The organism is Streptomyces sp. NPDC050509, from assembly GCF_044457965.1.
Taxonomy (GTDB): Bacteria; Actinomycetota; Actinomycetes; order Streptomycetales; family Streptomycetaceae; genus Streptomyces.
The window spans coordinates 582,007-604,612 of sequence record NZ_JBITHL010000004.1; the positions used below are offsets into that span (position 1 = coordinate 582,007).

Sequence of the window (22,606 nt, forward strand, 5' to 3'; positions counted from 1 at the left end):
GTCCCTATTGTGGGGGAGTTTGGGTACCACCTGACGTGTGAAAGGCGTAATGTTCGACGGGCGTCATCAGCTTGTGATGACGTCGAGACGGACCACTGTCGGCATGATCGACACCATCGGCGAAGAGGGACGGGCATGGACCGCCAGACGGTCGGCAGCACGAACCGGGGCCGACTTCAGGTCGGAGTTCGGGCCGAGGGCCGGAGCGAGGTAGTGACGGCGGCCGGTGAGTTGGATCACCATACGGCCGAGCTGTTGCGCGAACCTCTGGACGACGCCCTTGAGCGGGGCCGGGTACGCCTGGTGATCGACTGCTCACACCTGGAATTCTGCGACTCCACCGGGCTCAACGTGCTGCTCGGCGCCCGCCTGAAGGCCGAGGCCGCCGGAGGCGGGGTCCACCTGGCCGGGATGCTGCCCGTCGTCGCGAGGGTCTTCGAGATCACCGGCGCGGACGCGGTCTTCACCGTCCACGACTCGCTCGCGGACGCCCTGGCCGACTGAGCACCGGCCCGGATCGAGGCGGACCCGCCCCGGTCCGGCCCACGCGCTCCACGGCGGCCCGGTCCGAGCCCGGCCCGCGCCCACCGATCCGACACCCCTTTCATGGCGTCTTTTCCGCCTTGTCGTGGCGCCGGAGACCCGTGTGTTGCGTGTGTCACGACGTCCGACCGGTGAAGTGGGTGTTGTCACGATTCGGAGGGGCAGAAGACCCCGGGCAGGCCCTGCGGGATCCTGTTGCTCGCACGAATGATGAAGTTGCGTTGAAGATGAAGTTGCATGGAAGACGTACTGAAATTGACGTCGTACTGAAGTCGCACTTCGTACTGAAGTCGTACTGATGAACTCACGCATTGGTGAATCGGTGAGGTGAAGCGCTGATGAGCACCACCCGGCAGCCGCCGCCGGGCGACCTCGGCCCCGAGTCGGACCGGCCGGGGCATCCCCCCGTGGCGTCCGACGCGCGGGTGCGGACGCTCGTACTGGCCGGCGCCAGCGGTGTGGTCCCGCTTGCGCGTGACTTCACCCGCCAGGCGCTCCACGACTGGGGCTGGCTCCCGGCCGCGACCGCCGACCGCCGCGCGGCGGCGGAGGACGTGCTGCTCGTCGTCTCCGAGCTGGTCACCAACGCCTGCCTGCACGCCGACGGCCCCGAGGGGCTGCGCGTCGCGTTCACCGCGAAGGTGCTGCGCCTGGAGGTCACCGACCGGGGTACGGGCCAGCCCGCCCCCCGTACGCCGCACCGCGCGGGCCGCCCCGGTGGGCACGGCATGTTCATCGTGCAGCGCCTCTGCCTCGACTGGGGTGTCGTCAGGACGCCCGGAGCCGCCGGCAAGACCGTGTGGGCGGAGTTGTCCGCCCCGGCGTGACGCGCGTAGCCGTACCGGCCCGTCGCAGCCCCCGTACGCAGCCCCCGTACCCAGCCCGTGCGCCCCAGCCCGTGTGCGGGCGGGCGCGAAGAGCCGCCGCACCGATGACCGGCGCGGCGGCTCGTCCCGTATCCGTGGGTCCCCGTGTCCGTGGGTCCCCGTCCTCGTGGGTCAGGGGCTCCCCGTGGGATCAGCGGCTCAGTGGATGTCGCCCATCAGCGACCTGACCTTCTTCCGGTACATGAAGACCGCGACCCCCGCCAGCGTGGCGAGCAGCGCCTCCAGGGCCACCACGCCCGTACGGCTCAGGTCCACGCCGCCGATCGAGAGCAGCCCGGTCACCGAGTCGCCCGCCGTCACCGCCAGGAACCAGACGCCCATCATCTGGCTCGCGTACTTCGTCGGCGCCATCTTCGTCGTCACCGACAGGCCCACCGGGGAGATGCACAGCTCACCGACGGTCTGGATCAGGTAGATGCCCACCAGCCACATCGGGCTGACCAGGGTCCCCCCGCCCGCCATGAAGAGCGGGATCAGGAAGAAGAAGAACGAGACGCCGACGAAGAACAGTCCGGCGGCGAACTTCACGACCGTGCTGGGCTCCTGGCCCCTGCGGTTGAGCCACAGCCAGAACCAGGCGATGACCGGCGCCAGCGCCATGATGAAGACCGGGTTCAGCGACTGGTACCAGGACGTCGGGAAGGACAGCCCGAAGAGCGAGTCGGCTGCCTTCGTCGTGCCGAACGCCTGGATCGTCGAGCCGCCCTGGTCGTAGATCATCCAGAAGACGGCCGCGGCCACGAAGAACCAGATGTACCCGGACATCTTGGTCTGCTCGGCCGCCGACAGCTCCTTGTCGCGCTTGATCCGGATCAGTACGGCGGCCGGGATGGCCAGGCCCGCGAGGGTCAGCGGGACCATCGCCCAGTTGAGGGTGAAGTGGCCGCTGAGGACGACGGCGGCGTAGAAGACGGTCGCGATCAGCAGCCAGGTCATCCCCTTGCGCAGCCAGGTGGCGCGCTCCTCGCGGGAGAGCGGGGTGGGGACGCGGCTGCTCTCCGGGCTGAGGTGCTTCGTACCGAGCAGGAAGACGGCCAGGCCGATGCCCATACCGACCGCGGCGAGCGCGAAGCCGAGGTGCCAGCTGTATTTCTCGCCCACGGTGCCGATGATCAGCGGTGCGAAGAAGGCGCCGATGTTGATGCCCATGTAGAAGACGGTGAATCCGCCGTCGCGCCGCGGGTCGTTCGGGCCGTCGTAGAGATGGCCGACCATCGTGGAGATGTTGGCCTTCAGCAGGCCGGAGCCGAGCGCCACCAGCGCCAGGCCGCCGAAGAACGTCCCCGATCCCGGCAGGGCGAGGGTCAGGTGGCCCACCATGATCGTGCAGGCCGCGATCGTGACCGTCCTGCGCGGTCCCCAGACCCTGTCCCCCAGCCAGCCGCCGGGCAGCGCCAGCAGGTAGACCATGGACAGGTAGATGGAGTAGATGGCCGTGGTCGTGGCCAGGTCCATCGCCAGGCCGCCGCCCTGAAGCCCCTTCGAGGCATCGGGTCCGCCGGAGATCAGGTAGATGGTGAGCAGTGCTCTCATGCCGTAGAAGCTGAAGCGCTCCCACATCTCGGTCATGAAGAGAGTGGCCAGGCCGCGGGGGTGGCCGAAGAAGGTCTTCTCCGTGCCGCCGGGTGCGCCGGGCGACTCGGGCGAATCCTTCGTCAGGCTGGACGCCATGGATCGATCCTTCGTGGGGGGTTGGCACATAAAAAGGACCTTCGGCGCTCAGCAGGCCAAAGGTCCCCAGGTGGTACTACAGGCGTCTCGCCACCATACTGCACCACAGAGCATGATATGGAAGGACTTGAGAGATGGATCACAGGTTTTCGTGCCGCCGAATGCCTATATTCGAAGGCTGATCATCAGATCGCACCGTAGGGCCGCAGGCGTGACGCCGGGGCCCCTCCGCGCCTCGTCCACCGGGCGCCGGGCGGTCCGCCGCGCCCCGGCGGACGTCGCCGAGCACTTCCCGGCTGCCGCCTTTTGCGGTCTACCATCACCCCATGACCCGTGTACTGCTCGCCGAGGACGACGCTTCCATCTCGGAGCCGCTGGCCCGCGCCCTGCGCCGGGAGGGATACGAGGTCGAGGTCCGTGAGGACGGTCCGACCGCGCTGGACGCCGGACTCCAGGGCGGCATCGACCTCGTCGTCCTCGACCTGGGCCTGCCCGGTATGGACGGCCTCGAAGTCGCCCGCAGACTGCGCGCCGAAGGCCACACCGCCCCCATCCTGGTGCTGACCGCCCGCGCCGACGAGGTGGACACCGTCGTCGGCCTGGACGCCGGCGCGGACGACTACGTGACCAAGCCGTTCCGGCTCGCCGAACTGCTGGCGCGCGTACGGGCGCTGCTGCGGCGCGGCGCCGCGGACCCCGCTCCCGCCCCGGCCACCCACGGCGTACGGATCGACGTCGAGTCGCACCGCGCCTGGATGGGCGACGAGGAACTCCAGCTCACGGCCAAGGAGTTCGACCTGCTGCGGGTCCTGGTCCGGGACGCGGGCCGGGTCGTCACCCGCGACCAGCTCATGCGCGAGGTCTGGGACACCACCTGGTGGTCGTCCACCAAAACGCTCGACATGCACATCTCGTGGCTGCGCAAGAAGCTCGGCGACGACGCGGCGAACCCGCGCTACATCGCGACGGTACGGGGCGTCGGCTTCCGCTTCGAGAAGAGCTGACGGGCCGAGAAGAGCAAACGCCCCGGAGGGCACCGTGCGCCGTCGCCTGATCAACTCCACGCTCGCCGTGGTGCTCGTCGTCATCGCCGTCTTCGGGGTGTCGCTCGTCATCGTCGAGACCCGCACGATCAGCAACAGCGCACAGGAGAGCGTGGACTCGGAGGCGCTGCGGCTGGTCAGCATCGTCGACAGCCGGCTGCTCGGCGGTGACCGCGTCACCGCCCGGATCCTCTCCGAACAGGTCGACCAGAAGCGGTACGCCCGGATCGAGATCCCCGGCCGGGCGGCCGTCGAGATCGGGACGCGCCCGTCCGGCAGCGTCATCCGGGCGAAGGCCGAAGGCGAGGAGGGCGAGACCGTCACCGTCGAGGAGGCGCGCTCCTCGGTCACCCGCGAGGTCGGCCGTACGCTGCTGATCATCGGCGCGGTGGCGCTGCTGGCCGTCATCGCCGCCGTCCTGCTCGCCGTACGCCAGGCCAACCGGCTGGCCTCGCCGCTCACCGACCTCGCGGAGACCGCGGAACGCCTGGGCTCCGGCGACCCGCGCCCCCGCCACAAGCGGTACGCGGTGCCCGAGCTGGACCGGGTCGCCGATGTCCTGGACTCCAGCGCCGAGCGGATCGCGCGGATGCTCACCGCCGAGCGCCGGCTCGCCGCGGACGCCTCGCACCAGCTCCGTACGCCCCTGACCGCCCTGTCCATGCGGCTGGAGGAGATCTCCGCCACCGACGATCTGGACACGGTCAAGGAGGAGGCGACCATCGCGCTGACGCAGGTCGAGCGGCTCACCGATGTGGTGGAACGGCTCCTCACCAACGCGCGCGACCCCCGGACCGGCTCCGCCGTCGCCTTCGACCTCGACGAGGTCGTCAAGCAGCAGATCGAGGAGTGGCGGCCCGCCTACCGCAGCGCGGGACGGGCCATCGTCTGCTCGGGGCGCCACGGCATGCGGGCCGTCGCGACGCCGGGCGCGGTCGCCCAGGTGCTCGCGGCGCTGATCGAGAACTCGCTGATGCACGGCGGCGGTACGGTCGCGCTGCGCACCCGGGTCACCGGCAACCAGGGGGTGATCGAGGTGACGGACGAGGGGCCCGGCGTCCCCGCGGACCTCGGGGCGCGGATCTTCGAGCGGACCATCAGCGGCCGGAACTCCACCGGGATCGGCCTCGCCGTGGCCCGGGACCTCGCGGAGGCGGACGGCGGGCGGCTGGAGCTGCTGCAACAGCAGCCGCCGATCTTCGCGCTCTTCCTCAGCCGGGAGGCCACCACGCGCACGGCACGCAAGGAGCCGGACCGCCCGGTCCGCTGACGCCCTGTGCCGCTGACGTGCCGGTCCGCTGAAGGCCGCGACAGCGGGGACAGGCCGGCGGGTACGGCTGAGTGGGTACGGGGCAGCGGGGTACGGGTCAGCGGCCGAGGCGGCTGACCGCGGGCTCCCCGTCCGCCACCCCCTCCACTCCGGCCTCGGCCCCTTCGGCGTCGCCGGAGGCGGGCAGGGCCTGGAACACCCAGGTGCGGTACGACCAGAAGCGGAACAGCGTGGCTATCCCGGTGCCGAGGAACTTGAAGACGTTGCTCTGGAGCGGGGTGTCCCAGCCGAAGCCGTACGTCGCCGCGTACAGCACCCCGTTCTCGATCACCAGTCCGACCGCGCTGAACAGCAGGAAGAGCGTCAGCTCACGGGTGCGACGGCTCTTGTCGCGGTCCCGGTAGGTGAAGTAGCGGAACCCCACGTAGTTGAAGGCGATCGCGACGACGGTGGCCAGGACGCTGGCCCGGACCACGGGCAGCTCCGTCGTGTGCCGTACGAGGTTGAAGACCAGGAGGTTGACCAGCAGCCCCATGCCGCCCACCGCGCCGAACTTGGCGGCCTCGCGCACGAGCTTGCGCAGTCGCACGCGCAGTGCGCCCTGTTCGCTCATCAGCCTGCTCAGCCCCGTCCGGTCGCTGTCGGTGTGTGGTGCCGGTGATCGGCATCACCGTCGAACCATGCTAACCAGCGCTCTCCGGGGCCGCCCCCTTGTCCACAGCCCGGCGGCCCCGCGCGGAGGGCGCCTGTGGACAAGGGGGCGGGCCGGTCCTGACGGCGGCTACGCTAGGTACGTGACGTTCCCGGTAGTCGGCATGGTCGGCGGCGGTCAGCTCGCCCGTATGACCCACGAGGCGGGCATCCCCCTCGGCCTCAGATTCAAGCTCCTCAGTGACACGCCCCAGGACTCGGCGGCCCAGGTGGTGAGCGAGGTCGTCGTGGGCGACTATCGCGACCTGGACACGCTGCGTGACTTCGCGCGCGGCTGTGACGTGATCACGTTCGATCACGAACATGTCCCGGTCGAGCACCTGCGCGCCCTGGAGGCCGACGGCATCCCCGTCAGACCCGGCCCGGAGGCGCTGCTGCACGCCCACGACAAGGGCGTCATGCGCGCGCGGCTCACGGAGCTGGACGTGCCCTGCCCGCGCCACCGGATCGTGGCCGACCCGGCCGACGCCGCCGCCTTCGCCGCCGAGGTGGGCGGCTTCCCCGTCATCCTGAAGACGGTGCGCGGCGGGTACGACGGCAAGGGCGTCTGGTTCGTACGGTCCCAGGCGGACGCCGAGGAGCCCTTCCGCGCCGGGGTCCCCGTCCTCGCCGAGGAGAAGGTCGACTTCGTACGGGAGCTGGCGGCGAACATCGTCCGCTCGCCGCACGGCCAGGCCGTGGCCTACCCCGTGGTCGAGTCCCGGCAGGTCGACGGCGTCTGCGACACGGTCATCGCGCCCGCGCCCGGACTCGACGAGGCGCTGTCGGGCGAGGCCCAGCGGCTGGCTCTGCGCATAGCCGCCGAGCTGGGCGTGGTCGGCCATCTCGCGGTGGAGCTCTTCGAGACGCGGTCCGACGACGGCACCCCGGGCATCCTCGTCAACGAACTGGCGATGCGCCCCCACAACTCCGGGCACTGGACGCAGGACGGCGCGATCACCTCGCAGTTCGCCAACCACGTACGGGCGGTCCTGGACCTGCCGCTGGGCGACCCGCGCCCGCGCGCGCCCTGGACGGTCATGTGCAACGTCCTCGGCGGTGACTACCCCGACATGTACGCGGCGTATCTGCACTGCATGGCCAGGGACCCCCAGCTCAAGATCCACATGTATGGCAAGGACGTGAAACCCGGCCGCAAGGTGGGGCATGTCAACACCTACGGCGACGACCTGGACGACGTGCTGGAGCGCGCCCGTCACGCAGCCGGCTACCTCAGAGGAACGATCACCGAATGACACCCCCTGTCGTGGGCATCGTCATGGGTTCCGACTCGGACTGGCCCGTCATGGAGGCCGCGGCCACGGCCCTCCACGAGTTCGAGATCCCGTACGAGGTCGATGTCGTCTCCGCCCACCGCATGCCGCAGGAGATGATCGCGTACGGCGAGGACGCGGCGGGCCGGGGCCTCAAGGCGATCATCGCGGGCGCGGGCGGCGCGGCCCACCTGCCGGGCATGCTGGCCTCGGTGACCCCGCTGCCGGTGATCGGCGTCCCCGTACCCCTGAAGTACCTGGACGGCATGGACTCGCTGCTCTCCATCGTCCAGATGCCGGCCGGCGTCCCGGTCGCGACGGTCTCGGTGGGCGGCGCGCGCAACGCGGGCCTGCTGGCCGCCCGCATCCTCGCGGCGCACGACCCGGAGCTCCAGGACCGGATGCGTGAGTTCCAGCAGGAGCTGAAGCAGCAGGCGACGGAGAAGGGCCAGCGGCTGCGCGCGAAGGTCGAGGGCTCGGAGCACTTCGGGTTCGGCACGTGACGGCGCCGGAAGCCTCCGCCCACGAGGCCGACGAGACCGGCGCCGAGGACCTGCTGGCGGAGGCCCGCGCCCTCCTGGCCGACGCCCCGGTGGTCGACGGCCACAACGACCTGCCGTGGGCGCTGCGCGAGAACGTACGGTACGACCTGGACCGCCTCGACATCGCCGAGGACCTGACGGGCCGCCTCCACACGGACATCCCCCGGCTGCGGCGCGGCGGCGTCGGCGGCCAGTTCTGGTCCGTGTACGTACGGTCCGACATGGCCGGGGACGACGCGGTCAGCGCGACGCTGGAACAGATCGACGTGGTCGGCCGGCTCCTCGACCGCTACCCCGACGACCTGGCCCGCGCGCTGACGGCGGACGACATGGAGACCGCGCGGCGCCAGGGCAGGATCGCGTCGCTGATGGGCGCCGAGGGCGGCCACTCCATCAACAACTCCCTCGCCACCCTGCGCGCCCTGCACACGCTGGGCGTCCGCTACATGACGCTCACGCACAACGACAACCTGCGCTGGGCCGACTCGGCCACGGACGCCCCGTCGGTGGGCGGGCTCTCGCCCTTCGGCCGTGAAGTGGTCCGCGAGATGAACCGCGTCGGCATGCTGGTCGACCTCTCGCACGTGGCCGCCACGACGATGCGCGACGCGCTCGCCGCGACGGCCGCGCCGGTGATCTTCTCGCACTCGTCGGCGCGGGCGATCTGCGACCACCCCCGCAACATCCCGGACGACGTCCTGGAGCGGCTGCCCGCCAACGGGGGCGTCGCGATGGCCACGTTCGTACCGAAGTTCATCCTCCCGGCGGCGGTGGACTGGACGCGGGAGGCCGACGCGAACATGCTCGCGCACGGCCTGCACCCGCTGGCCACGACCGCCGACGCCATGCGGGTCCACGAGGACTTCGAGGCGGCGAACCCGCGCCCGGTCGCGACGGTCGCCACGGTCGCGGACCATCTCGACCACATGCGCGCGACCGCGGGCATCGACCACATCGGCATCGGCGGCGACTTCGACGGCACGGCGTTCACCCCGAAGGGCCTGGAGGACGTCGCCGGGTACCCGAACCTGATCGCGGAGCTGCTGGCCCGCAAGTGGTCGACGGCGGACATCTCCAAGGTGACCTGGGGCAACGCGGTCCGGGTGCTCCGGGCGGCGGAGGGCGTCTCGCGCGCGCTGCGCAGAGAGCGCCCGGCGTCACAGGCGACGATCACCGACCTGGACGGCTGAGCCCCAAGGCCCGGCTGTACGAGGGCGCCCTCCCCGGACCCGGGGAGGGCGCCCTTCGCCGTCAGCGGCGCGCCGGTCGGCTTTCAGCGGTACGCCGGCCGGCGCGCCGTCACTCGGCGCAGAGACAGAAGGGATGCCCGGCAGGGTCCGCATAGACCCGGAATGATCGGTTCCGGTCCGTCGCGTCCAGCGGTACGGCCCCCAGCGCCAGCAGGCCCTTCTCCGCCACGTCCAGATCAGGGACGCGCAGATCCAGGTGGAACTGCTGCGACCCCTCCGACGCGGGCCACGCGGGCGGTACGAGGCCGGGCGCGGCCTGGAAGGCGAGCGGCGCGCCCGGGGCGCCCGTCAGGGTGACCCAGTCGTCGCTGTCCTCCCTGACCTCGCCGCCCAGCACCTGGGCGTAGAAACCGGCGAGCGCGAGCGGGTCGGGGCAGTCCAGGACGACGGTGCCGAGTGTGGCGATGGTCATGGCGTTCGCTCCTCACGGATCGTGGCTACTGCTGGGGTTACTGCTAGATGCCCTCAACGGGTAACCGTTACTGCATGGTCCCCCATGGGGGGTAACGTCGCAACCATGAATGACCGTCCGCCCGCCCCCGGAGGGCTCGCCCTGATCGAGTCCCTGGTCAACTCGCGGGACATCGAGACGGGCACCGACCTGCTCGCCACGGCGGACGGCCGGGCCGCCTTCGGTCTGGCCGAGCAGGACGTCCCGGCGGCCCGCGCCCTGCGCGAGGCCCTGCGCACCGCGTGCCTCGCACACGCGGGCCTGCACCCCCGGGGCCGCTCCACCGCCACCCTGGACGGACTGCTGGCCGAGGCGCCGCTCCGGGTCGCCGTCGGACCCGCGGGCGAGGTGGCGCTCCGCCCGGCGACCGCGCCCGAGGCCCTGCTGTCCCGCGTCGCGGAGGCCGTCGCGGCGGCGTTCGCCGACGGTACGTGGAGCCGGCTCAAGGCGTGCGAGGCGACGGACTGCCACTGGGCGTTCTACGACCGCAGCCCGGCCGGCCGTGGCCGCTGGTGCTCGATGTCGGTCTGCGGGGCCCGGGCCAAGATGCGCGCCTACCGGGCCAGACTCATGGACGGCGGCGGCGCGCCCCTCTGACGCGTACGTACTCCGCGGGCCCGCGGAGTACGTACGCGTCAGGCGCGCGGGCGCCCCATCGCGCGGTACGTCCACCCCGCCGCGCGCCACTGCTCCGGGTCCAGCGCGTTGCGCCCGTCCAGGATCAGCGGGCGCGCCGCCACCGCGGCCAGGGCCGCCGGGTCCAGCTCGCGGAACTCGCGCCACTCCGTCAGATGCAGGACGACATCGGCGCCGCGCACCGCGTCCAGCGCCGACTCCGCGTACCCCAGGGTCGGGAAGAGCCGCCGGGCGTTCGCCATGCCCTTAGGGTCGTAGACCGTGACCTGGCCGCCCTGGAGGTGGATCTGGCCCGCGACATTGAGCGCGGGGGAGTCCCGTACGTCGTCGGAGTCCGGCTTGAACGTCGCGCCGAGTACGGCGACCCGCTTGCCCAGGAACGACGAGTCGGCGCCCACCGCCTCCCGTGCCAGCTCCACCATGTGGCCACGGCGGCGCATGTTGATCGAGTCGACCTCGCGCAGGAACGTCAGCGCCTGGTCCGCGCCCAGCTCACCGACGCGCGCCATGAACGCCCGGATGTCCTTGGGCAGGCAGCCGCCGCCGAAGCCGATCCCGGCGCGCAGGAACTTCTTCCCGATGCGCTCGTCGTACCCCAGCGCCTCCGCCAGCTTCACGACATCGCCGCCGGCCGCCTCGCAGACCTCGGCCATAGCGTTGATGAACGAGATCTTCGTGGCCAGGAAGGAGTTCGCGGAGGTCTTGACCAGCTCGGCGGTCGGGAAGTCCGTCACCACGAAGGGCGACCCCTCGCCGATGGGCGTCGCGTACACCTCGCGCAGCGTCCGCTCGGCCTTCGTGGTGCCCGTACCGTCCGCACCGCCCATACCGTCCGTACCACCCGAACCGCGCACGCCGATCACGATCCGGTCCGGGCGCAGCGTGTCCTGCACGGCGAAGCCCTCGCGCAGGAACTCCGGGTTCCAGGCCAGCTCCACCTCGCGCCCCGCCGGCGCGACCTCCGCGATCCGGGCCGCGAGCCGGTCCGCGCTGCCGACGGGCACGGTGGACTTGCCGACGACCAGCGCGGGCCGGGTCAGATGCTTGGCCAGGCTCTCGACCGCCGCGTCGACGTAACTCATGTCGCAGGCGTACTCGCCGTGCTTCTGGGGGGTGTTCACGCAGACGAAGTGCACATCGCCGAAGTCCGCGACCTCCGCCCAGTCCATGGTGAACCGCAGCCGCCCCGTCGACCCCTCGATCCCGGCCACGTGCTTGCGCAGCAGCTCCTCCAGGCCGGGTTCGTACATCGGCACGCGGCCCGCCGAGAGCAGCTCGATCTTCTCGGGCACCACGTCGAGCCCGAGGACCTCGAAGCCCAGTTCCGCCATGGCCGCGGCGTGGGTGGCGCCGAGATAGCCGGTGCCGATCACGGTGATCTTGAGGGCCATGTGGGTGCTCCAAGGAGAGACGGGCGGTGTGCGGCCCGAGCATATCCGCGCGTCGGAAGCGCTCCGCAGGGGCACTTCTTCCTCAGGAGGAGGCTGTCGGCAAACTCACCTATGCCTGCGCCGCCACCGCCGTCTAAAATTGGGTTACTTAACGGTAGTTAGCATCTTGGGGAGTGAAAGACCGTGGCCGGACCGGCTGATTTCGACCTGTACCGCCCCTCCGAAGAGCACGACATGCTCCGCGAGACCGTGCGCGCGCTCTCCGAGGCGAAGATCGCGCCGTTCGCCGCGGCGGTGGACGAAGAGGCCCGCTTCCCGCAGGAGGCGCTGGACGCGCTGGTCGCGTCCGACCTGCACGCCGTCCACGTCCCCGAGGAGTACGGCGGCGCCGGCGCCGACGCCCTGGCCACCGTGATCGTCATCGAGGAGGTCGCGCGGGTCTGCGCCTCCTCCTCGCTGATCCCGGCCGTCAACAAGCTGGGCTCGCTCCCGGTGATCCTCTCCGGCTCCGAGGAGCTGAAGAAGAAGTACCTGCGCCCGCTGGCCCAGGGCGACGCGATGTTCTCGTACTGCCTCTCCGAACCGGACGCGGGCTCCGACGCGGGCGGCATGAAGACCCGGGCCGTACGCGACGGCGACCACTACGTCCTCAACGGCGTGAAGCGCTGGATCACCAACGCGGGCGTCTCCGACTACTACACGGTCATGGCCGTCACCGACCCGGAGAAGCGCACCAAGGGCATCTCGGCGTTCGTCGTCGAGAAGGACGACGAGGGCGTCTCCTTCGGAGCCCCGGAGAAGAAGCTCGGCATCAAGGGCTCACCGACCCGCGAGGTCTACCTCGACAACGTCCGCATCCCCGCCGACCGCCTCCTCGGCGCGGAGGGCACCGGCTTCGCCACCGCGATGAAGACCCTGGACCACACCCGCATCACCATCGCCGCCCAGGCCCTCGGCATCGCCCAGGGCGCCCTCGACTACGCCAAGGGCTACGTCCAGGAACGCAAGCAGTTCGGCAAGCCGATCGGCGACTTCCAGGGCGTCCAGTTCATGCTGGCCGACATGGCCATGAAGCTGGAGGCCGCCCGCCAGCTCACCTACGCGGCGGCGGCCAGGTCGCAGCGCGTCACGGCGGGCGCCACGAAGGAGGACCTCACCTTCTTCGGCGCCGCGGCCAAGTGCTACGCCTCGGACGCGGCCATGGAGATCACGACGGACGCGGTCCAGCTCCTGGGCGGCTACGGCTACACCCGCGACTACCCGGTGGAACGCATGATGCGCGACGCCAAGATCACCCAGATCTACGAAGGCACGAACCAGGTCCAGCGCATTGTCATGGCCCGCAACCTGCCGTAGGAAGGGTCGCCAGCACATAACCCCAGCTAGGTGGGGGTGCTCGGCCTAAAAGGGAAGCCTCTCGCGGAGATCGCGAGAGGCTTCGTTTTTTGAGCCGTAGATCATTTGGGAGATTTCTGGGAGATCATCTTCAGATCCGTGTTCTCGGGAGACGGGACGGCTTCGTAGTCCTTCCGTCCAGGCGCCGGACGCAGCGAATTCTCCCACAGGGCCTGAAGTGAGTCGGAGATCCGCTTCTCCATCGTCAGCGTCGTATGCGAGTACGTCCCCTCTACGCCCGGGACCTCGTGCCCCATCCTCTCCTCGATGGCCACCCTCGGATGGCCAGCTTCGTCCAGTGATACGCGGTGACCGTGGCGCAGGCCGTGCGGAACCATGCCTGTGACCCCGAGTACCGGCCGGATTCCCGGCCGGGCCTTGTGGCCCCTGCTGGACGGGATCGGTGCGCGGCCGTCGACGATCGGATGCCAGGTGTCCGTGTACCAGTCGCCGCCGATGAGGAGCCGGCCGCCTTTCGGCGCCAGGAACACGAACTCGCTCTTGTGCGAGGCGATGAGTTGGAGCAGCAGTTCGGCCAGGAACGGCGGGATGATCAGCGGGCGGCCAGACTCGTACTTGGCAGGTATGAGAGTCGGCTTCCCGTCGACGTACTGTGTCTGGGATTCCAGCAGGATGCGAGAGCCGCGGGCGGGTTGTGCCCAGCGGTCCACGTGCGGCGTGATGAAACCGTCGAAGAACGGTGTCGGCTCAGGCGACTCCTTCTTCCTCCGGATGGGGAGTACGAGGCGGCTGCGCTGGAGGCCGGCCAGCTCTCCGATCCGCAGCCCCGTGTAGAAGGAAGTCAGCACCATCACATAGAGGCCGAATCCGCGTAGGTGAAGCCCGTTGTGCGCCACCATTAGAGCCTGCCGCGCATCCGCGAAGATCTTCTCTTCCTCCGTCTTTCGCGGCTGGTACTTCCCTCGTCGGGTCCCCTTCTGGATCGGGACAGGGTTAGAGCCGATCACATTGGACTTGACGGCGTCTTCCATCATCGTCCTGAACACTGCGCGGATGCCGCGGATACTGTTCGGCTTGCGTCCTTCCGCCCGCAGTTCTTTCTCCCACGTCATGTACGCGATGGCAGTGACGCGTCGCATGGCGACGTCATTCCACCTCGGCAGGATGACGGCTCGAAGGCGGCTCCGGTAATCGCGTTCGCTCAGTGGGCCGACCTCGATGGATTCAATCCACATCTCGGCCCACCCGCCGACCGTGATATTTCCGTCGCGAGGGTTGACGAAGACCTTGCGGTCGATGTCCGTCTCCAGCGCCTGGCCGTACTTCTCGGCAGACCGCTCGGTCGTGAACCGATTGTTGTCGGCATCGCGGGATGCGGACCCGTACGAGCCGTCGGGCAACCTGTACTTGACTCGCCAGTAGAACCGCTTGTCCTTCTTCGACCATCGCTTCTCAGCGTGGGCCACGCCCCGCTCTCCTTACCTGTCGCCGCCTCGCGCCCAGGTCGCGGTACGGCCGATGAGTACCTGTTCGAAGGCGCTCGCACCGCCCTCGGTGATGGCGTACGGGTCGAGCGCGTACATCACGTCGGAATCCGTGTCACTGATGAGGACTCGGGCGTCGCCTGGCAGATCCTTGACGCGGCGTACCGTGATCGCGATCGGGCCCGATTTGGCACTGCTGGCACGGCTTCGCTCCGCCCACCTTTGGGCCTGGATGGTGATTGCGCTAGACAGCTCGTGAGCGACCTCGACCGCCAGATCCTCAGTGTTGAATCGAATCCGAATGCCGACGATGCCGCTGGCGTTGTAGACGTCCTCGATCGAAACGGTGGCGCGCGGGATGGTGTTCACGCGCAGGACTGTGACGTGCATGGGTCCCCCATAGACCAGATACGAGGTGGCCCCCCTCGCGACTTTCAGCCATGCAACCACAACACTCAGCCATTTGTGCAGGCTTTGTGAGTGACAGATTTAACCTTAGTCGTCACCCTCGGTATCTGACGAGTCGTCACCTAGTCGCTGAAGCCTCCGCCGCTCCTTCCTCCATTTCTCCATATAGCGGCGTACATCGGAACTGCTGGCACCGCCTGGCCCCTTGACGATCACGATGAGCTGAACGTCCGGCCCTTCGGTCAGATCGAAGACCCCGCCGTCCAGAAACTGCCCCTCGTCCAGCTCGGCCTGGATGCCCGGCGGGAGCTGCACCCCTGCACCCGATGACTGCCCCCGCTCTGCCCCCTGGTGAGGGGGTGCGAGTGTCGGTTCGCCGCCGTCCAGTACCGCGTCCGGCGAGCCCTCGGTCCACCCAACGGCGCGAGCCATGGTCCGGATCGACGGCGTCACCCTGGCGAACCGCTTGCCTCCTTCGACCGCCTGAACCGTGCCTTCCGACAGGCCGGCCAGCTCGGCCAGTTGCACCTGGGTGATCTTCTTCCCTTCGCGGGCCGCCTTCAGGTAGGCGCCGAGCCGCGACCAGTCTCTCGTCATGGACCCCAATCTTGCCCTAGAGATCTGCAACCCGGGGCATTAGTCCTGAGCTTTTGACCTGCATATTAGGCCCACTTTTGTAGCACTGCGGTTGCACTTTTCACCCCATCGGAACCCATCCGCCGCACCTCCGGGCACCTAGATGTTGGGGGTGACTGTAGGGAGAGTGCTTGCCCTTTGGGTGCAAGACATCTAGATTCTGGGTGTGACAGTGAACGGCGCCTCGATACGAGCACTCAGGAGTACCCAGAAACTCGGGCTCCGGGCGCTCGCCGAGCGGACCGGTCTCGATCGCGGCTACCTCTCCCGAGTTGAGCGTGGGCAGGTCAGGCGCCCCAAGCGGGAGCGAGTCCAGCGCATCGCGGACGCCCTTCAGGTGCCGCCCGAAGCGATCGACCCCGAGGACCCCTCATGACAACGAACGTCCGAAAAAGGCCCCCCGCCATCCAACAGGCGGATCACCAGGACGACTTGAGGCACTACCGGCCGGAGGAGCTGGTGGACCCCACGGGCGAGTTCCGGCTGCCGACCACGGCCCGAATGCTCCGCGAGTGGGCCTACAAGCGGGAGATCCCGTTCTCCAAGCTCGGCGGAAAGATCACCTTTCGCCGGGAGCACGTCCGCGTGATTTCCCAGCGGTGGGACGTCCCCGCGCTTGCGATGCAGAGGGTCAGTCGCACCGCCTGACCTGCGAACTCATGCCACGGGGCTGCTCCGACTTCCCGGCCTGAGCAGCCCCGCCGGCCCTCATCCACTCAGAAACGAGGACCAGTGATCCACCCTATCCACCCCTCGGGAACGTCGGGCCAGCACCGGCCGCCGCTCCCCGCCGTGCAAGCGGTGGTGGCCGACGGTCATCGCCCGTTCCAGCCGCTGGCGCTGACCGGCCACGACCAGGCGCTGGAGTCGACGCGCCTGGCCGTGGACGCGGTGACCGCGGACCCGTACAGCACGTCGCAGATCCGCAGCGGCCCCGGTGTCTACAGCGTGATCATCTACTACGGCGAGGACCAGAACGCGGTGACCGCGTTCGCCGAGCACTTCGGCGGCACGACCACCGTCATCCCGGTGGAGAGCACCGGGGGCGAGTCCGATGTGGCGGTGACCGCCAGCGTCGGCGGTATCCCCGTCACCGCCTGGACCCGCGTCTCGACCTCCGCGTTGACGGTCGAGGTGGACCGGTGAAGAAGACGGACATTCTGAAGGCCGTCAGCGAGATGGAGTCGAGCGCGTTCCGCGTCGGCCAGGTCGTACGCCGCCTGCTGGCCGAGGAACCGGCCCTCGCCCGTTCCATGAACGGTATCCGCACGTCCGTGTTCCACGACAGCGCGCGTATCGACGTGGATCTGGACTCCCTTGACGGGGTGCGGGTGTGGGCCGCTGAGGCCGGTGTCGAGCCGGTCAACCGTTTCCACCAGTACCCCCATGGCACGGGCTACGAATCGCTGAGGGCGGTGGGTGAGGCCGACGGGGTCGAGATGCAGGTGCTCGCGGTGAAGCTCTACCTCAGCGTGGAGGACTGGGAGGCCCGGCTGGCCGAGGCCGCTCCCCCCGAGGTCACCGGGCGTGCGGCATGAGCGAGCACCCGTTTCCGCGTCACATCGTCGGCGAGGGCGGCCTTGCCCTGCCGTACGGCTCGGTCGTGGCGGTCGCCCGCGAGGCGCTCGCCGAGGCCAAGAGGGCCGACCTGACGAATCCGCTGGACATCGCCGCGTCGTACGGCAGCCTGCGCGCGGTCGTTGAGATGTTCCTCGCCAGCACCGGCCCCCAGGAGAAGGACACCCCCGCGGCTGCGGGGGCGGAGTTCACTCCCCTGACGGTGGGCTGGGACCGCGAGATCATCCCGCCCGGCGACGGTGACGAGTCGGTGGTGTGCTGCTCCACCGGGGAGGGCCGGCCGGTCGCGCTGGTCCTCGGCCCCGAGGAGGTCGACGCCCTGGGCGCCGAACTGCTCGGCGACGACGACGGCCTGGCGTACCAGGCGTACTACGACACCGAGCGGGTGGGCCCGTTGTACCGCTCGCTGCGGCTCGCGGTCGGTTGCGTCACCGGCTTGTTGGTCCGGGAGTACGGCGAGGGCGTACGGGAGCGCGTCTCGTGGGCGACGCCCGCCGAGCCGGACGAGGCGGTGCCGGTCTGGGATGTGCTCCTGGACCCGGCCGGCGGCGGTGCGCCGGAGCCCACCGGCTACACCGTGGCCGCGCTGGCCGTCCTGTCCGCCCACTCGGGAGAGGAGGACGGCGAATGAGCCCCGACGCCCTGACCTTCCTGATCATCGGCGTGGCCGCGGTCGTCACGGTCGCCGCGTACATCGTCGCCTACGCGATGGACCAGGCGATCACCCAGGCCGAGAGGGCCGCCGGGCCCGACGTCGTCCGCTTCACCACTGGCCCGGGGACCGTTCGGTACTCGTTCCCGGACCGGCCGACGGGAGGGTCCCGCTGATGTCCGACATCCGTATCGACCCGTACGAGCACGTCGGCCTGGACGAGGCGATGAGCGCGGACGAGATCCACGAGTACGACCGCCACACGGAGTTCGTGCTGGACGCCCAGGACGAGGCGCGCGACGCCGCGGAGCAGGCCAGGCAGAACGCCGCGGACGGACCGGACGACGACGGCGAGTGCCACGCCGAGCTGATCGACGGCACCTGGACGAACTGCGGCTGCCAGGACTGCATCGACCGTGCGGCCGAAGACGAGGAAACGGACGGTGACTGGTGATCAGTAGCGACGCCTGGGCGCCGCGCGCGGCCTGTCTCGGGATGGCGGATCTGTTCATCGCCGCGGAGGACGAGAACGCCGGGCAGGCGGGCCGGCGCAACCGGCGGGCCAAGCAGGTGTGCGGCCGGTGCCCGGTACGGGCCGCGTGCCTGGCCGACGCGCTGACCAGGGAGGGCCTGGCGAGCACGTACGTACGGGCGGTGGTCCGGGGCGGCATGAGCCCGTACGCCCGGTTCTCGCTCAGCGCCAAGTCCCGGGCGCGGCTGATCCGCCAGGGTGCTCTGCCGTCCGCCCAGGTATGAGCGGGTCCGCGACGGAGTGCGGCGACCACGGGTTGCCGCACTCCGGCCCCGTCCGGCTCTACCCGCGCGGCTGGTGCTGCGCCCTGCACACCCCGGCGGCGCTGGCCGGACGGCCGGAGCCCCCGCCGGGCCCCGGCTGGCCGTCCGCCGCCTGGATCAACCTCACTGACCCCGACACCGACGAAGGACAGGAGCAGGGATGACCACTACCGCCCGCCGGCCGTCTCCGGCCGATCTCGCGGCGCGTGCCCAGCGGCAGCGCGACCAGGCCGCGGACCGTGTGCTCACGGAGCACTGGACCCGCGCGCAGGGCGATCTGCCGTTCCGCGCGGTCTGGGAGACCGGGATCCGTACGAGCAGGTCCATCCCCCACGCCCACCGCCTCGTCGCGCTGACGCTGGCGACCCACGCGGACTGGGAGACCGGCGTCATCCCCGAGGATGCGCAGCCCCGCCTGGACGGCCTGGTCCGCGAGGCCCTGCTGACCACGCCGCGCGTTGTTGTGGCGCTGCACGCGCTGATGCAACGGGGCTGGATCCGTCACGTCGGCCGCGCGCGGTACGAGACGGCCTCCCTCCACCTGGAGGTCCCCGGGCTCCTGGTCCCGCAGCTCATCCGCCGCGCCATGGGGGAGACCTCCCGCCGGTGACGACCGCTCTGCTCGCCCTCGCCGAGCCCCGCCGCACCCGCGGCGGGGCCGGTGGCGTGCGCCCCAACCGCCCGGGGCGCAGGGCCGAGCAGACCGTATGGATCCCCGAAGTCCTCTTCCGTGGCGCGAACTTCTGCGACGAGGCTGTCCTGGTCTACGCGAAGCTGGCCGCGCTGGACGCGCGCCGCTCCTGCCCGGGCAGCCGCGGCACCGACATCGAGCCGTGCACCGCCTCCGTATCCGCGCTGGCCGAAGCGTGTGGCGTGTCGAAGTCCACCGCCGAGCGCGGCCTGCGCGCCCTCAACTCCGAGGGCCCGGACGGCGAGACGCCGTGGGCGTTCACGAAGCGCCGTACGCACAAGGGCGGCACCGGCCGCACCGCGTACCGCGCCGCCCGCCTGGTCCCCGCCGACGAGGCTGCCCTCCAGGTTCCTGTACGCGCCGCCGAGGCCCTGGGCCCGCGCCTGTTCCGGGCCTGGCTCCACCTGATGCGCGCCACCGCCCTCGGCCTGCCGGTGACGGCCGCCGAGCTGGCCGGCGAACTCTTCCACCACACCGGCGCGAACGCGGGCGCCCCGCTGGGCGAGCGCACCGGACGGCGCCTCATGGCCGAGCTGGACCGCCTGGGCTGGATCACCCTGGACCCGCGCGCCGGACGGCAGGGCCGCCACCTCATCACTGTGAACACCACCCCGCTGCACGCGGTCGGCCAGCCCGGCGCCATCGATGAGCAGCCGCCGGCCACCGCGACCGCGCAGGGCCCGAGTGCGGACATCCATGACGGATCCGGTGCGGACGATCACGACGGATCCGTCGCGTCTAAGGAAGACAGCGGGGTTACTACTGACGTTGAGGCGCAGGTGGTTGGTGGTATCCGCCGTAGGCGAGGTACCGGTAGTAAGCCTGTGGATAACCCCGGTGATCAACTTCCGGCCGCGTTCGCTGCCCGTGATCGCGGGCTACGCCCGGAGCGCACACCCCACCCCAACTCGACCCCTGCGAGCCCCCCGTACACCGGGCCCGGCCTCCAGCTCTCCCCCCGCGTCTGGACGGTCCTGGAGCCCGTACGGCACGAACTGCCCGGCATCCGCCCGTTCCTGCTGCGGCGCATCGCCCACGCGATCGGCCGCCAGCTCGATGACGGCACCACCGCCGAGCGGCTCACCGCGCGGCTGACCCACCGCTACGCCAGCACCGAGGACCCGCGCTGCGGCGACGTCGGCCGCTGGATCCTCGGCGCAGGACTGCCCCGTCGCGGGTGCGGGCTGGCCGACTGCGAGTCCGGGACGCTCTGGCACTCCGGGGAGCGCTGCCAGGTCTGCCTGGACAACGCCCTCCACAAAGCGCAGCAACAGCAGCGGCAGGCCCCTCCCGCCCCACCGGCCACAGCCGCACCGCCTCGTCCGCCGCGCGCCGCACCGGCCGCCGTGGACGACGACCGATGGCGGCCGGGCCTGCCACCCCGGCCCGAGTCCACCGCCCCGGTCCTCACCCGCGCCGAGAAGGCCCTGCTGCGCGCGTCCGCGACCCCCGAGGCCGTACGGGCCGCGATCGACCAGCACGGCCAGGCCGCCGCCGTCGACCTCTACGGCCGCGCCCTGGTGTTCCCCCTCGTCCTCGTCACCGGCTCTGAAGGAGATGCCCGTGAAGCCCGCTAGCCGCCACATCGTCGCCTGTAGGCGCTGCCCCGGTCTGATCTGCTGGGCCCTCACCACCGCCAACGGCCGCCCTCAACCGGTCGACGCCACCCCCAACGCCCTCGGCAATCTGGCCGTTTCGCGAGGCTCGGACGACCTGCTGTACGTCCGGTCCCTGACGAAAGCGCACCCGGAGCCCCGGCCGGGCGAGTGGCGTGCGATGCCGCACCACGCGACCTGTGCCAACCCGCCGGCCAAGCGCAGCACCGGGGTGCGATCCGCCCCGTGGAAGCGGTGAGCGCGGTGCGCCTGGTCCTGCTGGGCCTGGACGCCGAGGAGTGGCCCGACGGCAGTTTCGGCGGCGCCCGCACCGTACGCGGCACCCCGTCCACACCGGTCCGCACGCCTCGGCCGGATCCGGCCGCCGCCGAGCACGTCGCCGTCCTGGTCGCCGCTCTCCACCGCCGTCGAAAGGCAGATGCCGCATGAGCACCATGAGCACCACCACCGTTCACTGTCAGGTGTGCGGCCGGCCGCTGCGCACCGACGGGTCCCGGAACCGCCGGACCGGCCCGAAGTGCGCGGCCAAGCTGCGCGCACTCGCCGACCGGACGGCCGATCAACTGACCGTCGGTGCGCCGTGATCGCCGCGAAGGTCCGCGCGACCGCCCTGTACGCGGTGGCGTTCACCTGCCTCGCGACCAGCGTGGTGTACGCCCAGTCCGGACTGTGGGTGGTGGGCCTGGTCGTCGCGACCGGCGCGCCCGTGTGCGTGGACACCGCGCTCCACCTGATCACCGCCGCCCGCCGCCAGGGCCACGCCGTACGCCCGCCGTACGACGCGCTCGACACCGCGTGCTGCGAGACCTGGTGGACCTCCCTGGGCACCGACCACGACACCCGCCGCTGCACCCACCGGAAAGACCGATGAGCATGAGCATGGATCCGTCGGTGGAGCACTTCCGCCTCCACCCCCGCTACGGCGAACCGATCGTCGGCCGGTTGCTCCCCGACGGCCGCGCCCTGGTCCTGGACGACCCCGAGTACGGCCTCGTCACCGGCGCCGCCAGCACCGAGGACCTCGTACGCGGCTACCCCGGCAGCCACATCGAATGGCCCCAGGAGCAGGAGCCGACATGCTGACCCCCTGCCTGGACTGCACCACGCCCACCGACGGCCGCCTGTGCACCGGTTGCGCCCGCGCCACCCTCGACCGCCTCACCAGGATGCCTCAGCTCTACCAGGCCCTCGGCGCCTATCTGCGCCCCGGCGGCCGGTCCACCGCCCAGTACGGCTCCAGCCGCCCGGCAGAGGCCGGCCTCCCGGTGGCCGAGGCGCCGCTCGTGCTGCGCGGGCCCGGCGGGATGGTCGGCATCCTGGAGGACTGGCACGCCGCGCTGCGCGCCGACCGAGACTGGAGCCCGCCGGTCATCCGCTCCGGCATCGGCGCCCGCCTGATCGCCGCAGCGCACGGGCTGCGCGCCAACATGCCCTGGATCGTGCAGTCGTGGCCGCAGGCCGGCCAGTGCGCACGCGAGATCCGCGGCCTGGAGAAGTCCGTACTGCGGATCGTGGACCCGCCCGCGCCCGAGGCCCGGCCGGTCGAACTGGGCACCTGCCCGGCCATCGACACCTCCGGCGTCATCTGCGGCGCCGTCCTGCACTACCAGCCCGGCGAGAAGCTCGTCACCTGCACCTGGTGCCTGTGCTCGTACCCGCCCGCAACATGGCTCGGCCTGGCCGCGCTCATCGCCCACGACGCAGGCGAACGGAAATTCGAGTCCAGCGACGCAGCCTGAACC

General features: G+C 70.6%; 33 protein-coding genes. 26 read left to right on the forward strand and 7 right to left on the reverse strand.

The features are described from left to right. Positions 1–135 precede the first annotated feature (135 nt). Together ACIBJC_RS15005 and ACIBJC_RS15010 are read left to right on the forward strand one after the other, a co-directional pair. Positions 136–504, forward strand: a complete 369-nt coding sequence (locus tag ACIBJC_RS15005) for an STAS domain-containing protein (protein ID WP_329823505.1) — start codon at positions 136–138, stop codon at positions 502–504. Positions 505–881: 377 nt separating this feature from the next. Further along, a complete protein-coding gene (locus ACIBJC_RS15010) occupies positions 882–1,370 on the forward strand; it encodes an ATP-binding protein (protein WP_399292128.1) in 489 nt (162 codons plus the stop codon). Between the two features lie 198 nt (positions 1,371–1,568). On the opposite strand, the gene ACIBJC_RS15015 is transcribed toward ACIBJC_RS15010, so the two are convergent. Then, entirely contained in the window at positions 1,569–3,101 is a 1,533-nt protein-coding gene (locus ACIBJC_RS15015; RefSeq protein ID WP_399292129.1) for a peptide MFS transporter, read from the reverse strand. 326 nt (positions 3,102–3,427) lie between these two features. Between ACIBJC_RS15015 and ACIBJC_RS15020 the strand changes: the two genes are divergently transcribed. Beyond that, on the forward strand, positions 3,428–4,105 hold the full coding sequence (locus tag ACIBJC_RS15020; RefSeq protein ID WP_329823508.1) for a response regulator transcription factor: 678 nt from the start codon (positions 3,428–3,430) through the stop codon (positions 4,103–4,105). Positions 4,106–4,139: 34 nt separating this feature from the next. Further along, positions 4,140–5,414 (forward strand): ATP-binding protein, encoded by a 1,275-nt coding sequence (locus tag ACIBJC_RS15025; protein WP_399292130.1) that lies wholly within the window; start codon positions 4,140–4,142, stop codon positions 5,412–5,414. A gap of 97 nt (positions 5,415–5,511) precedes the next feature. On the opposite strand, the gene ACIBJC_RS15030 is transcribed toward ACIBJC_RS15025, so the two are convergent. After that, positions 5,512–6,027, reverse strand: coding sequence for a GtrA family protein (locus tag ACIBJC_RS15030; RefSeq protein ID WP_399292132.1), 516 nt, complete (start codon positions 6,025–6,027; stop codon positions 5,512–5,514). A gap of 181 nt (positions 6,028–6,208) precedes the next feature. On the opposite strand from ACIBJC_RS15030, the gene ACIBJC_RS15035 reads away from it, so the two are divergent. From ACIBJC_RS15035 to ACIBJC_RS15045, 3 genes are read left to right on the forward strand one after another with little or no spacing between them, the layout of a single operon-like run. Continuing rightward, positions 6,209–7,360: a 5-(carboxyamino)imidazole ribonucleotide synthase gene (locus tag ACIBJC_RS15035; RefSeq protein ID WP_399292134.1), complete on the forward strand. Its 1,152-nt coding sequence runs from the start codon at positions 6,209–6,211 to the stop codon at positions 7,358–7,360. Beyond that, entirely contained in the window at positions 7,357–7,881 is a 525-nt protein-coding gene (gene purE, locus ACIBJC_RS15040; RefSeq protein WP_399292135.1) for a 5-(carboxyamino)imidazole ribonucleotide mutase, read from the forward strand. Before ACIBJC_RS15035 ends, purE begins: the two co-directional genes overlap by 4 nt. Beyond that, the gene (locus tag ACIBJC_RS15045; protein WP_399292137.1) at positions 7,878–9,110 is read left to right on the forward strand and encodes a dipeptidase; all 1,233 of its coding nucleotides are present in this window, start codon (positions 7,878–7,880) and stop codon (positions 9,108–9,110) included. The genes purE and ACIBJC_RS15045 overlap by 4 nt, the downstream gene beginning before the upstream one ends. A 109-nt stretch (positions 9,111–9,219) precedes the next feature. On the opposite strand, the gene ACIBJC_RS15050 is transcribed toward ACIBJC_RS15045, so the two are convergent. Further along, a complete protein-coding gene (locus ACIBJC_RS15050; protein WP_399292138.1) occupies positions 9,220–9,582 on the reverse strand; it encodes a VOC family protein in 363 nt (120 codons plus the stop codon). Between the two features lie 105 nt (positions 9,583–9,687). Here ACIBJC_RS15050 and ACIBJC_RS15055 point away from each other — a divergent pair, with 105 nt between their 5' ends. Beyond that, complete coding sequence (locus tag ACIBJC_RS15055; protein WP_399292140.1) at positions 9,688–10,218, forward strand: CGNR zinc finger domain-containing protein; 531 nt, start codon at positions 9,688–9,690, stop codon at positions 10,216–10,218. Positions 10,219–10,256: 38 nt separating this feature from the next. Here the strand turns inward: ACIBJC_RS15055 and ACIBJC_RS15060 are convergent, their stop codons facing one another. After that, positions 10,257–11,648 (reverse strand): UDP-glucose dehydrogenase family protein, encoded by a 1,392-nt coding sequence (locus tag ACIBJC_RS15060; RefSeq protein WP_399292142.1) that lies wholly within the window; start codon positions 11,646–11,648, stop codon positions 10,257–10,259. 183 nt (positions 11,649–11,831) lie between these two features. Between ACIBJC_RS15060 and ACIBJC_RS15065 the strand changes: the two genes are divergently transcribed. Beyond that, positions 11,832–13,004: an acyl-CoA dehydrogenase gene (locus ACIBJC_RS15065; RefSeq protein WP_399292143.1), complete on the forward strand. Its 1,173-nt coding sequence runs from the start codon at positions 11,832–11,834 to the stop codon at positions 13,002–13,004. A 101-nt stretch (positions 13,005–13,105) separates the two neighbouring features. On the opposite strand, the gene ACIBJC_RS15070 is transcribed toward ACIBJC_RS15065, so the two are convergent. The 3 genes from ACIBJC_RS15070 to ACIBJC_RS15080 form a co-directional block, all read right to left on the reverse strand. Further along, positions 13,106–14,470: a tyrosine-type recombinase/integrase gene (locus ACIBJC_RS15070; protein WP_399292145.1), complete on the reverse strand. Its 1,365-nt coding sequence runs from the start codon at positions 14,468–14,470 to the stop codon at positions 13,106–13,108. Positions 14,471–14,482: 12 nt separating this feature from the next. Continuing rightward, positions 14,483–14,857, reverse strand: coding sequence for a hypothetical protein (locus ACIBJC_RS15075; RefSeq protein WP_399292147.1), 375 nt, complete (start codon positions 14,855–14,857; stop codon positions 14,483–14,485). A 126-nt stretch (positions 14,858–14,983) separates the two neighbouring features. After that, entirely contained in the window at positions 14,984–15,493 is a 510-nt protein-coding gene (locus tag ACIBJC_RS15080) for a helix-turn-helix domain-containing protein (RefSeq protein WP_399292149.1), read from the reverse strand. A 205-nt stretch (positions 15,494–15,698) separates the two neighbouring features. Here ACIBJC_RS15080 and ACIBJC_RS15085 point away from each other — a divergent pair, with 205 nt between their 5' ends. The 17 genes from ACIBJC_RS15085 to ACIBJC_RS15165 all read left to right on the forward strand — a co-directional run bounded on the left by ACIBJC_RS15085 (position 15,699) and on the right by ACIBJC_RS15165 (position 22,603). Next, positions 15,699–15,908 (forward strand): helix-turn-helix domain-containing protein, encoded by a 210-nt coding sequence (locus ACIBJC_RS15085; RefSeq protein ID WP_399292151.1) that lies wholly within the window; start codon positions 15,699–15,701, stop codon positions 15,906–15,908. After that, entirely contained in the window at positions 15,905–16,180 is a 276-nt protein-coding gene (locus ACIBJC_RS15090) for a hypothetical protein (RefSeq protein WP_399292153.1), read from the forward strand. Before ACIBJC_RS15085 ends, ACIBJC_RS15090 begins: the two co-directional genes overlap by 4 nt. Before the next feature lie 84 nt (positions 16,181–16,264). Then, the gene (locus tag ACIBJC_RS15095) at positions 16,265–16,678 is read left to right on the forward strand and encodes a hypothetical protein (RefSeq protein ID WP_399292155.1); all 414 of its coding nucleotides are present in this window, start codon (positions 16,265–16,267) and stop codon (positions 16,676–16,678) included. Further along, on the forward strand, positions 16,675–17,070 hold the full coding sequence (locus ACIBJC_RS15100) for a hypothetical protein (protein WP_399292157.1): 396 nt from the start codon (positions 16,675–16,677) through the stop codon (positions 17,068–17,070). Before ACIBJC_RS15095 ends, ACIBJC_RS15100 begins: the two co-directional genes overlap by 4 nt. Then, the gene (locus ACIBJC_RS15105) at positions 17,067–17,741 is read left to right on the forward strand and encodes a hypothetical protein (RefSeq protein ID WP_399292159.1); all 675 of its coding nucleotides are present in this window, start codon (positions 17,067–17,069) and stop codon (positions 17,739–17,741) included. Before ACIBJC_RS15100 ends, ACIBJC_RS15105 begins: the two co-directional genes overlap by 4 nt. Continuing rightward, positions 17,738–17,938, forward strand: a complete 201-nt coding sequence (locus ACIBJC_RS15110; protein ID WP_399292161.1) for a hypothetical protein — start codon at positions 17,738–17,740, stop codon at positions 17,936–17,938. The genes ACIBJC_RS15105 and ACIBJC_RS15110 overlap by 4 nt, the downstream gene beginning before the upstream one ends. Continuing rightward, positions 17,938–18,216: a hypothetical protein gene (locus ACIBJC_RS15115; protein ID WP_399292163.1), complete on the forward strand. Its 279-nt coding sequence runs from the start codon at positions 17,938–17,940 to the stop codon at positions 18,214–18,216. The genes ACIBJC_RS15110 and ACIBJC_RS15115 overlap by 1 nt, the downstream gene beginning before the upstream one ends. Continuing rightward, complete coding sequence (locus tag ACIBJC_RS15120; RefSeq protein WP_399292164.1) at positions 18,213–18,518, forward strand: WhiB family transcriptional regulator; 306 nt, start codon at positions 18,213–18,215, stop codon at positions 18,516–18,518. Before ACIBJC_RS15115 ends, ACIBJC_RS15120 begins: the two co-directional genes overlap by 4 nt. Then, on the forward strand, positions 18,515–18,721 hold the full coding sequence (locus ACIBJC_RS15125; protein ID WP_399292166.1) for a hypothetical protein: 207 nt from the start codon (positions 18,515–18,517) through the stop codon (positions 18,719–18,721). Before ACIBJC_RS15120 ends, ACIBJC_RS15125 begins: the two co-directional genes overlap by 4 nt. Then, positions 18,718–19,167, forward strand: a complete 450-nt coding sequence (locus ACIBJC_RS15130; RefSeq protein WP_399292168.1) for a hypothetical protein — start codon at positions 18,718–18,720, stop codon at positions 19,165–19,167. Before ACIBJC_RS15125 ends, ACIBJC_RS15130 begins: the two co-directional genes overlap by 4 nt. Continuing rightward, complete coding sequence (locus ACIBJC_RS15135) at positions 19,164–20,825, forward strand: hypothetical protein (RefSeq protein WP_399292170.1); 1,662 nt, start codon at positions 19,164–19,166, stop codon at positions 20,823–20,825. The genes ACIBJC_RS15130 and ACIBJC_RS15135 overlap by 4 nt, the downstream gene beginning before the upstream one ends. Beyond that, positions 20,812–21,102, forward strand: a complete 291-nt coding sequence (locus ACIBJC_RS15140) for a hypothetical protein (protein ID WP_399292172.1) — start codon at positions 20,812–20,814, stop codon at positions 21,100–21,102. Before ACIBJC_RS15135 ends, ACIBJC_RS15140 begins: the two co-directional genes overlap by 14 nt. Then, on the forward strand, positions 21,090–21,293 hold the full coding sequence (locus ACIBJC_RS15145) for a hypothetical protein (RefSeq protein WP_399292173.1): 204 nt from the start codon (positions 21,090–21,092) through the stop codon (positions 21,291–21,293). The genes ACIBJC_RS15140 and ACIBJC_RS15145 overlap by 13 nt, the downstream gene beginning before the upstream one ends. Then, entirely contained in the window at positions 21,290–21,448 is a 159-nt protein-coding gene (locus tag ACIBJC_RS15150; protein WP_399292175.1) for a DUF6011 domain-containing protein, read from the forward strand. Before ACIBJC_RS15145 ends, ACIBJC_RS15150 begins: the two co-directional genes overlap by 4 nt. Beyond that, on the forward strand, positions 21,445–21,735 hold the full coding sequence (locus ACIBJC_RS15155; protein ID WP_399292176.1) for a hypothetical protein: 291 nt from the start codon (positions 21,445–21,447) through the stop codon (positions 21,733–21,735). Before ACIBJC_RS15150 ends, ACIBJC_RS15155 begins: the two co-directional genes overlap by 4 nt. Before the next feature lie 2 nt (positions 21,736–21,737). After that, entirely contained in the window at positions 21,738–21,947 is a 210-nt protein-coding gene (locus tag ACIBJC_RS15160; RefSeq protein WP_399292178.1) for a hypothetical protein, read from the forward strand. Then, entirely contained in the window at positions 21,941–22,603 is a 663-nt protein-coding gene (locus ACIBJC_RS15165) for a hypothetical protein (protein WP_399292180.1), read from the forward strand. Before ACIBJC_RS15160 ends, ACIBJC_RS15165 begins: the two co-directional genes overlap by 7 nt. The last annotated feature ends 3 nt before the right edge of the window (positions 22,604–22,606 follow it).

What these genes read in the sequence shown, in the direction of transcription:
- ACIBJC_RS15125 (WP_399292166.1), top strand. Translation starts at nt 18,515, where the DNA reads ATGAGCGGGTCCGCGACGGAGTGCGGCGACCACGGGTTGCCGCACTCC.
- ACIBJC_RS15110 (WP_399292161.1), top strand. Translation starts at nt 17,738, where the DNA reads ATGAGCCCCGACGCCCTGACCTTCCTGATCATCGGCGTGGCCGCGGTC.
- ACIBJC_RS15130 (WP_399292168.1), top strand. Translation starts at nt 18,718, where the DNA reads ATGACCACTACCGCCCGCCGGCCGTCTCCGGCCGATCTCGCGGCGCGT.
- ACIBJC_RS15015 (WP_399292129.1), bottom strand. Translation starts at nt 3,101, where the DNA reads ATGGCGTCCAGCCTGACGAAGGATTCGCCCGAGTCGCCCGGCGCACCC.
- ACIBJC_RS15005 (WP_329823505.1), top strand. Translation starts at nt 136, where the DNA reads ATGGACCGCCAGACGGTCGGCAGCACGAACCGGGGCCGACTTCAGGTC.
- ACIBJC_RS15030 (WP_399292132.1), bottom strand. Translation starts at nt 6,027, where the DNA reads ATGAGCGAACAGGGCGCACTGCGCGTGCGACTGCGCAAGCTCGTGCGC.
- ACIBJC_RS15165 (WP_399292180.1), top strand. Translation starts at nt 21,941, where the DNA reads ATGCTGACCCCCTGCCTGGACTGCACCACGCCCACCGACGGCCGCCTG.
- ACIBJC_RS15115 (WP_399292163.1), top strand. Translation starts at nt 17,938, where the DNA reads ATGTCCGACATCCGTATCGACCCGTACGAGCACGTCGGCCTGGACGAG.
- ACIBJC_RS15020 (WP_329823508.1), top strand. Translation starts at nt 3,428, where the DNA reads ATGACCCGTGTACTGCTCGCCGAGGACGACGCTTCCATCTCGGAGCCG.
- ACIBJC_RS15055 (WP_399292140.1), top strand. Translation starts at nt 9,688, where the DNA reads ATGAATGACCGTCCGCCCGCCCCCGGAGGGCTCGCCCTGATCGAGTCC.
- ACIBJC_RS15010 (WP_399292128.1), top strand. Translation starts at nt 882, where the DNA reads ATGAGCACCACCCGGCAGCCGCCGCCGGGCGACCTCGGCCCCGAGTCG.
- ACIBJC_RS15080 (WP_399292149.1), bottom strand. Translation starts at nt 15,493, where the DNA reads ATGACGAGAGACTGGTCGCGGCTCGGCGCCTACCTGAAGGCGGCCCGC.
- ACIBJC_RS15060 (WP_399292142.1), bottom strand. Translation starts at nt 11,648, where the DNA reads ATGGCCCTCAAGATCACCGTGATCGGCACCGGCTATCTCGGCGCCACC.
- ACIBJC_RS15105 (WP_399292159.1), top strand. Translation starts at nt 17,067, where the DNA reads ATGAGCGAGCACCCGTTTCCGCGTCACATCGTCGGCGAGGGCGGCCTT.
- ACIBJC_RS15050 (WP_399292138.1), bottom strand. Translation starts at nt 9,582, where the DNA reads ATGACCATCGCCACACTCGGCACCGTCGTCCTGGACTGCCCCGACCCG.
- ACIBJC_RS15090 (WP_399292153.1), top strand. Translation starts at nt 15,905, where the DNA reads ATGACAACGAACGTCCGAAAAAGGCCCCCCGCCATCCAACAGGCGGAT.
- purE (WP_399292135.1), top strand. Translation starts at nt 7,357, where the DNA reads ATGACACCCCCTGTCGTGGGCATCGTCATGGGTTCCGACTCGGACTGG.
- ACIBJC_RS15150 (WP_399292175.1), top strand. Translation starts at nt 21,290, where the DNA reads ATGAGCACCATGAGCACCACCACCGTTCACTGTCAGGTGTGCGGCCGG.
- ACIBJC_RS15160 (WP_399292178.1), top strand. Translation starts at nt 21,738, where the DNA reads ATGAGCATGGATCCGTCGGTGGAGCACTTCCGCCTCCACCCCCGCTAC.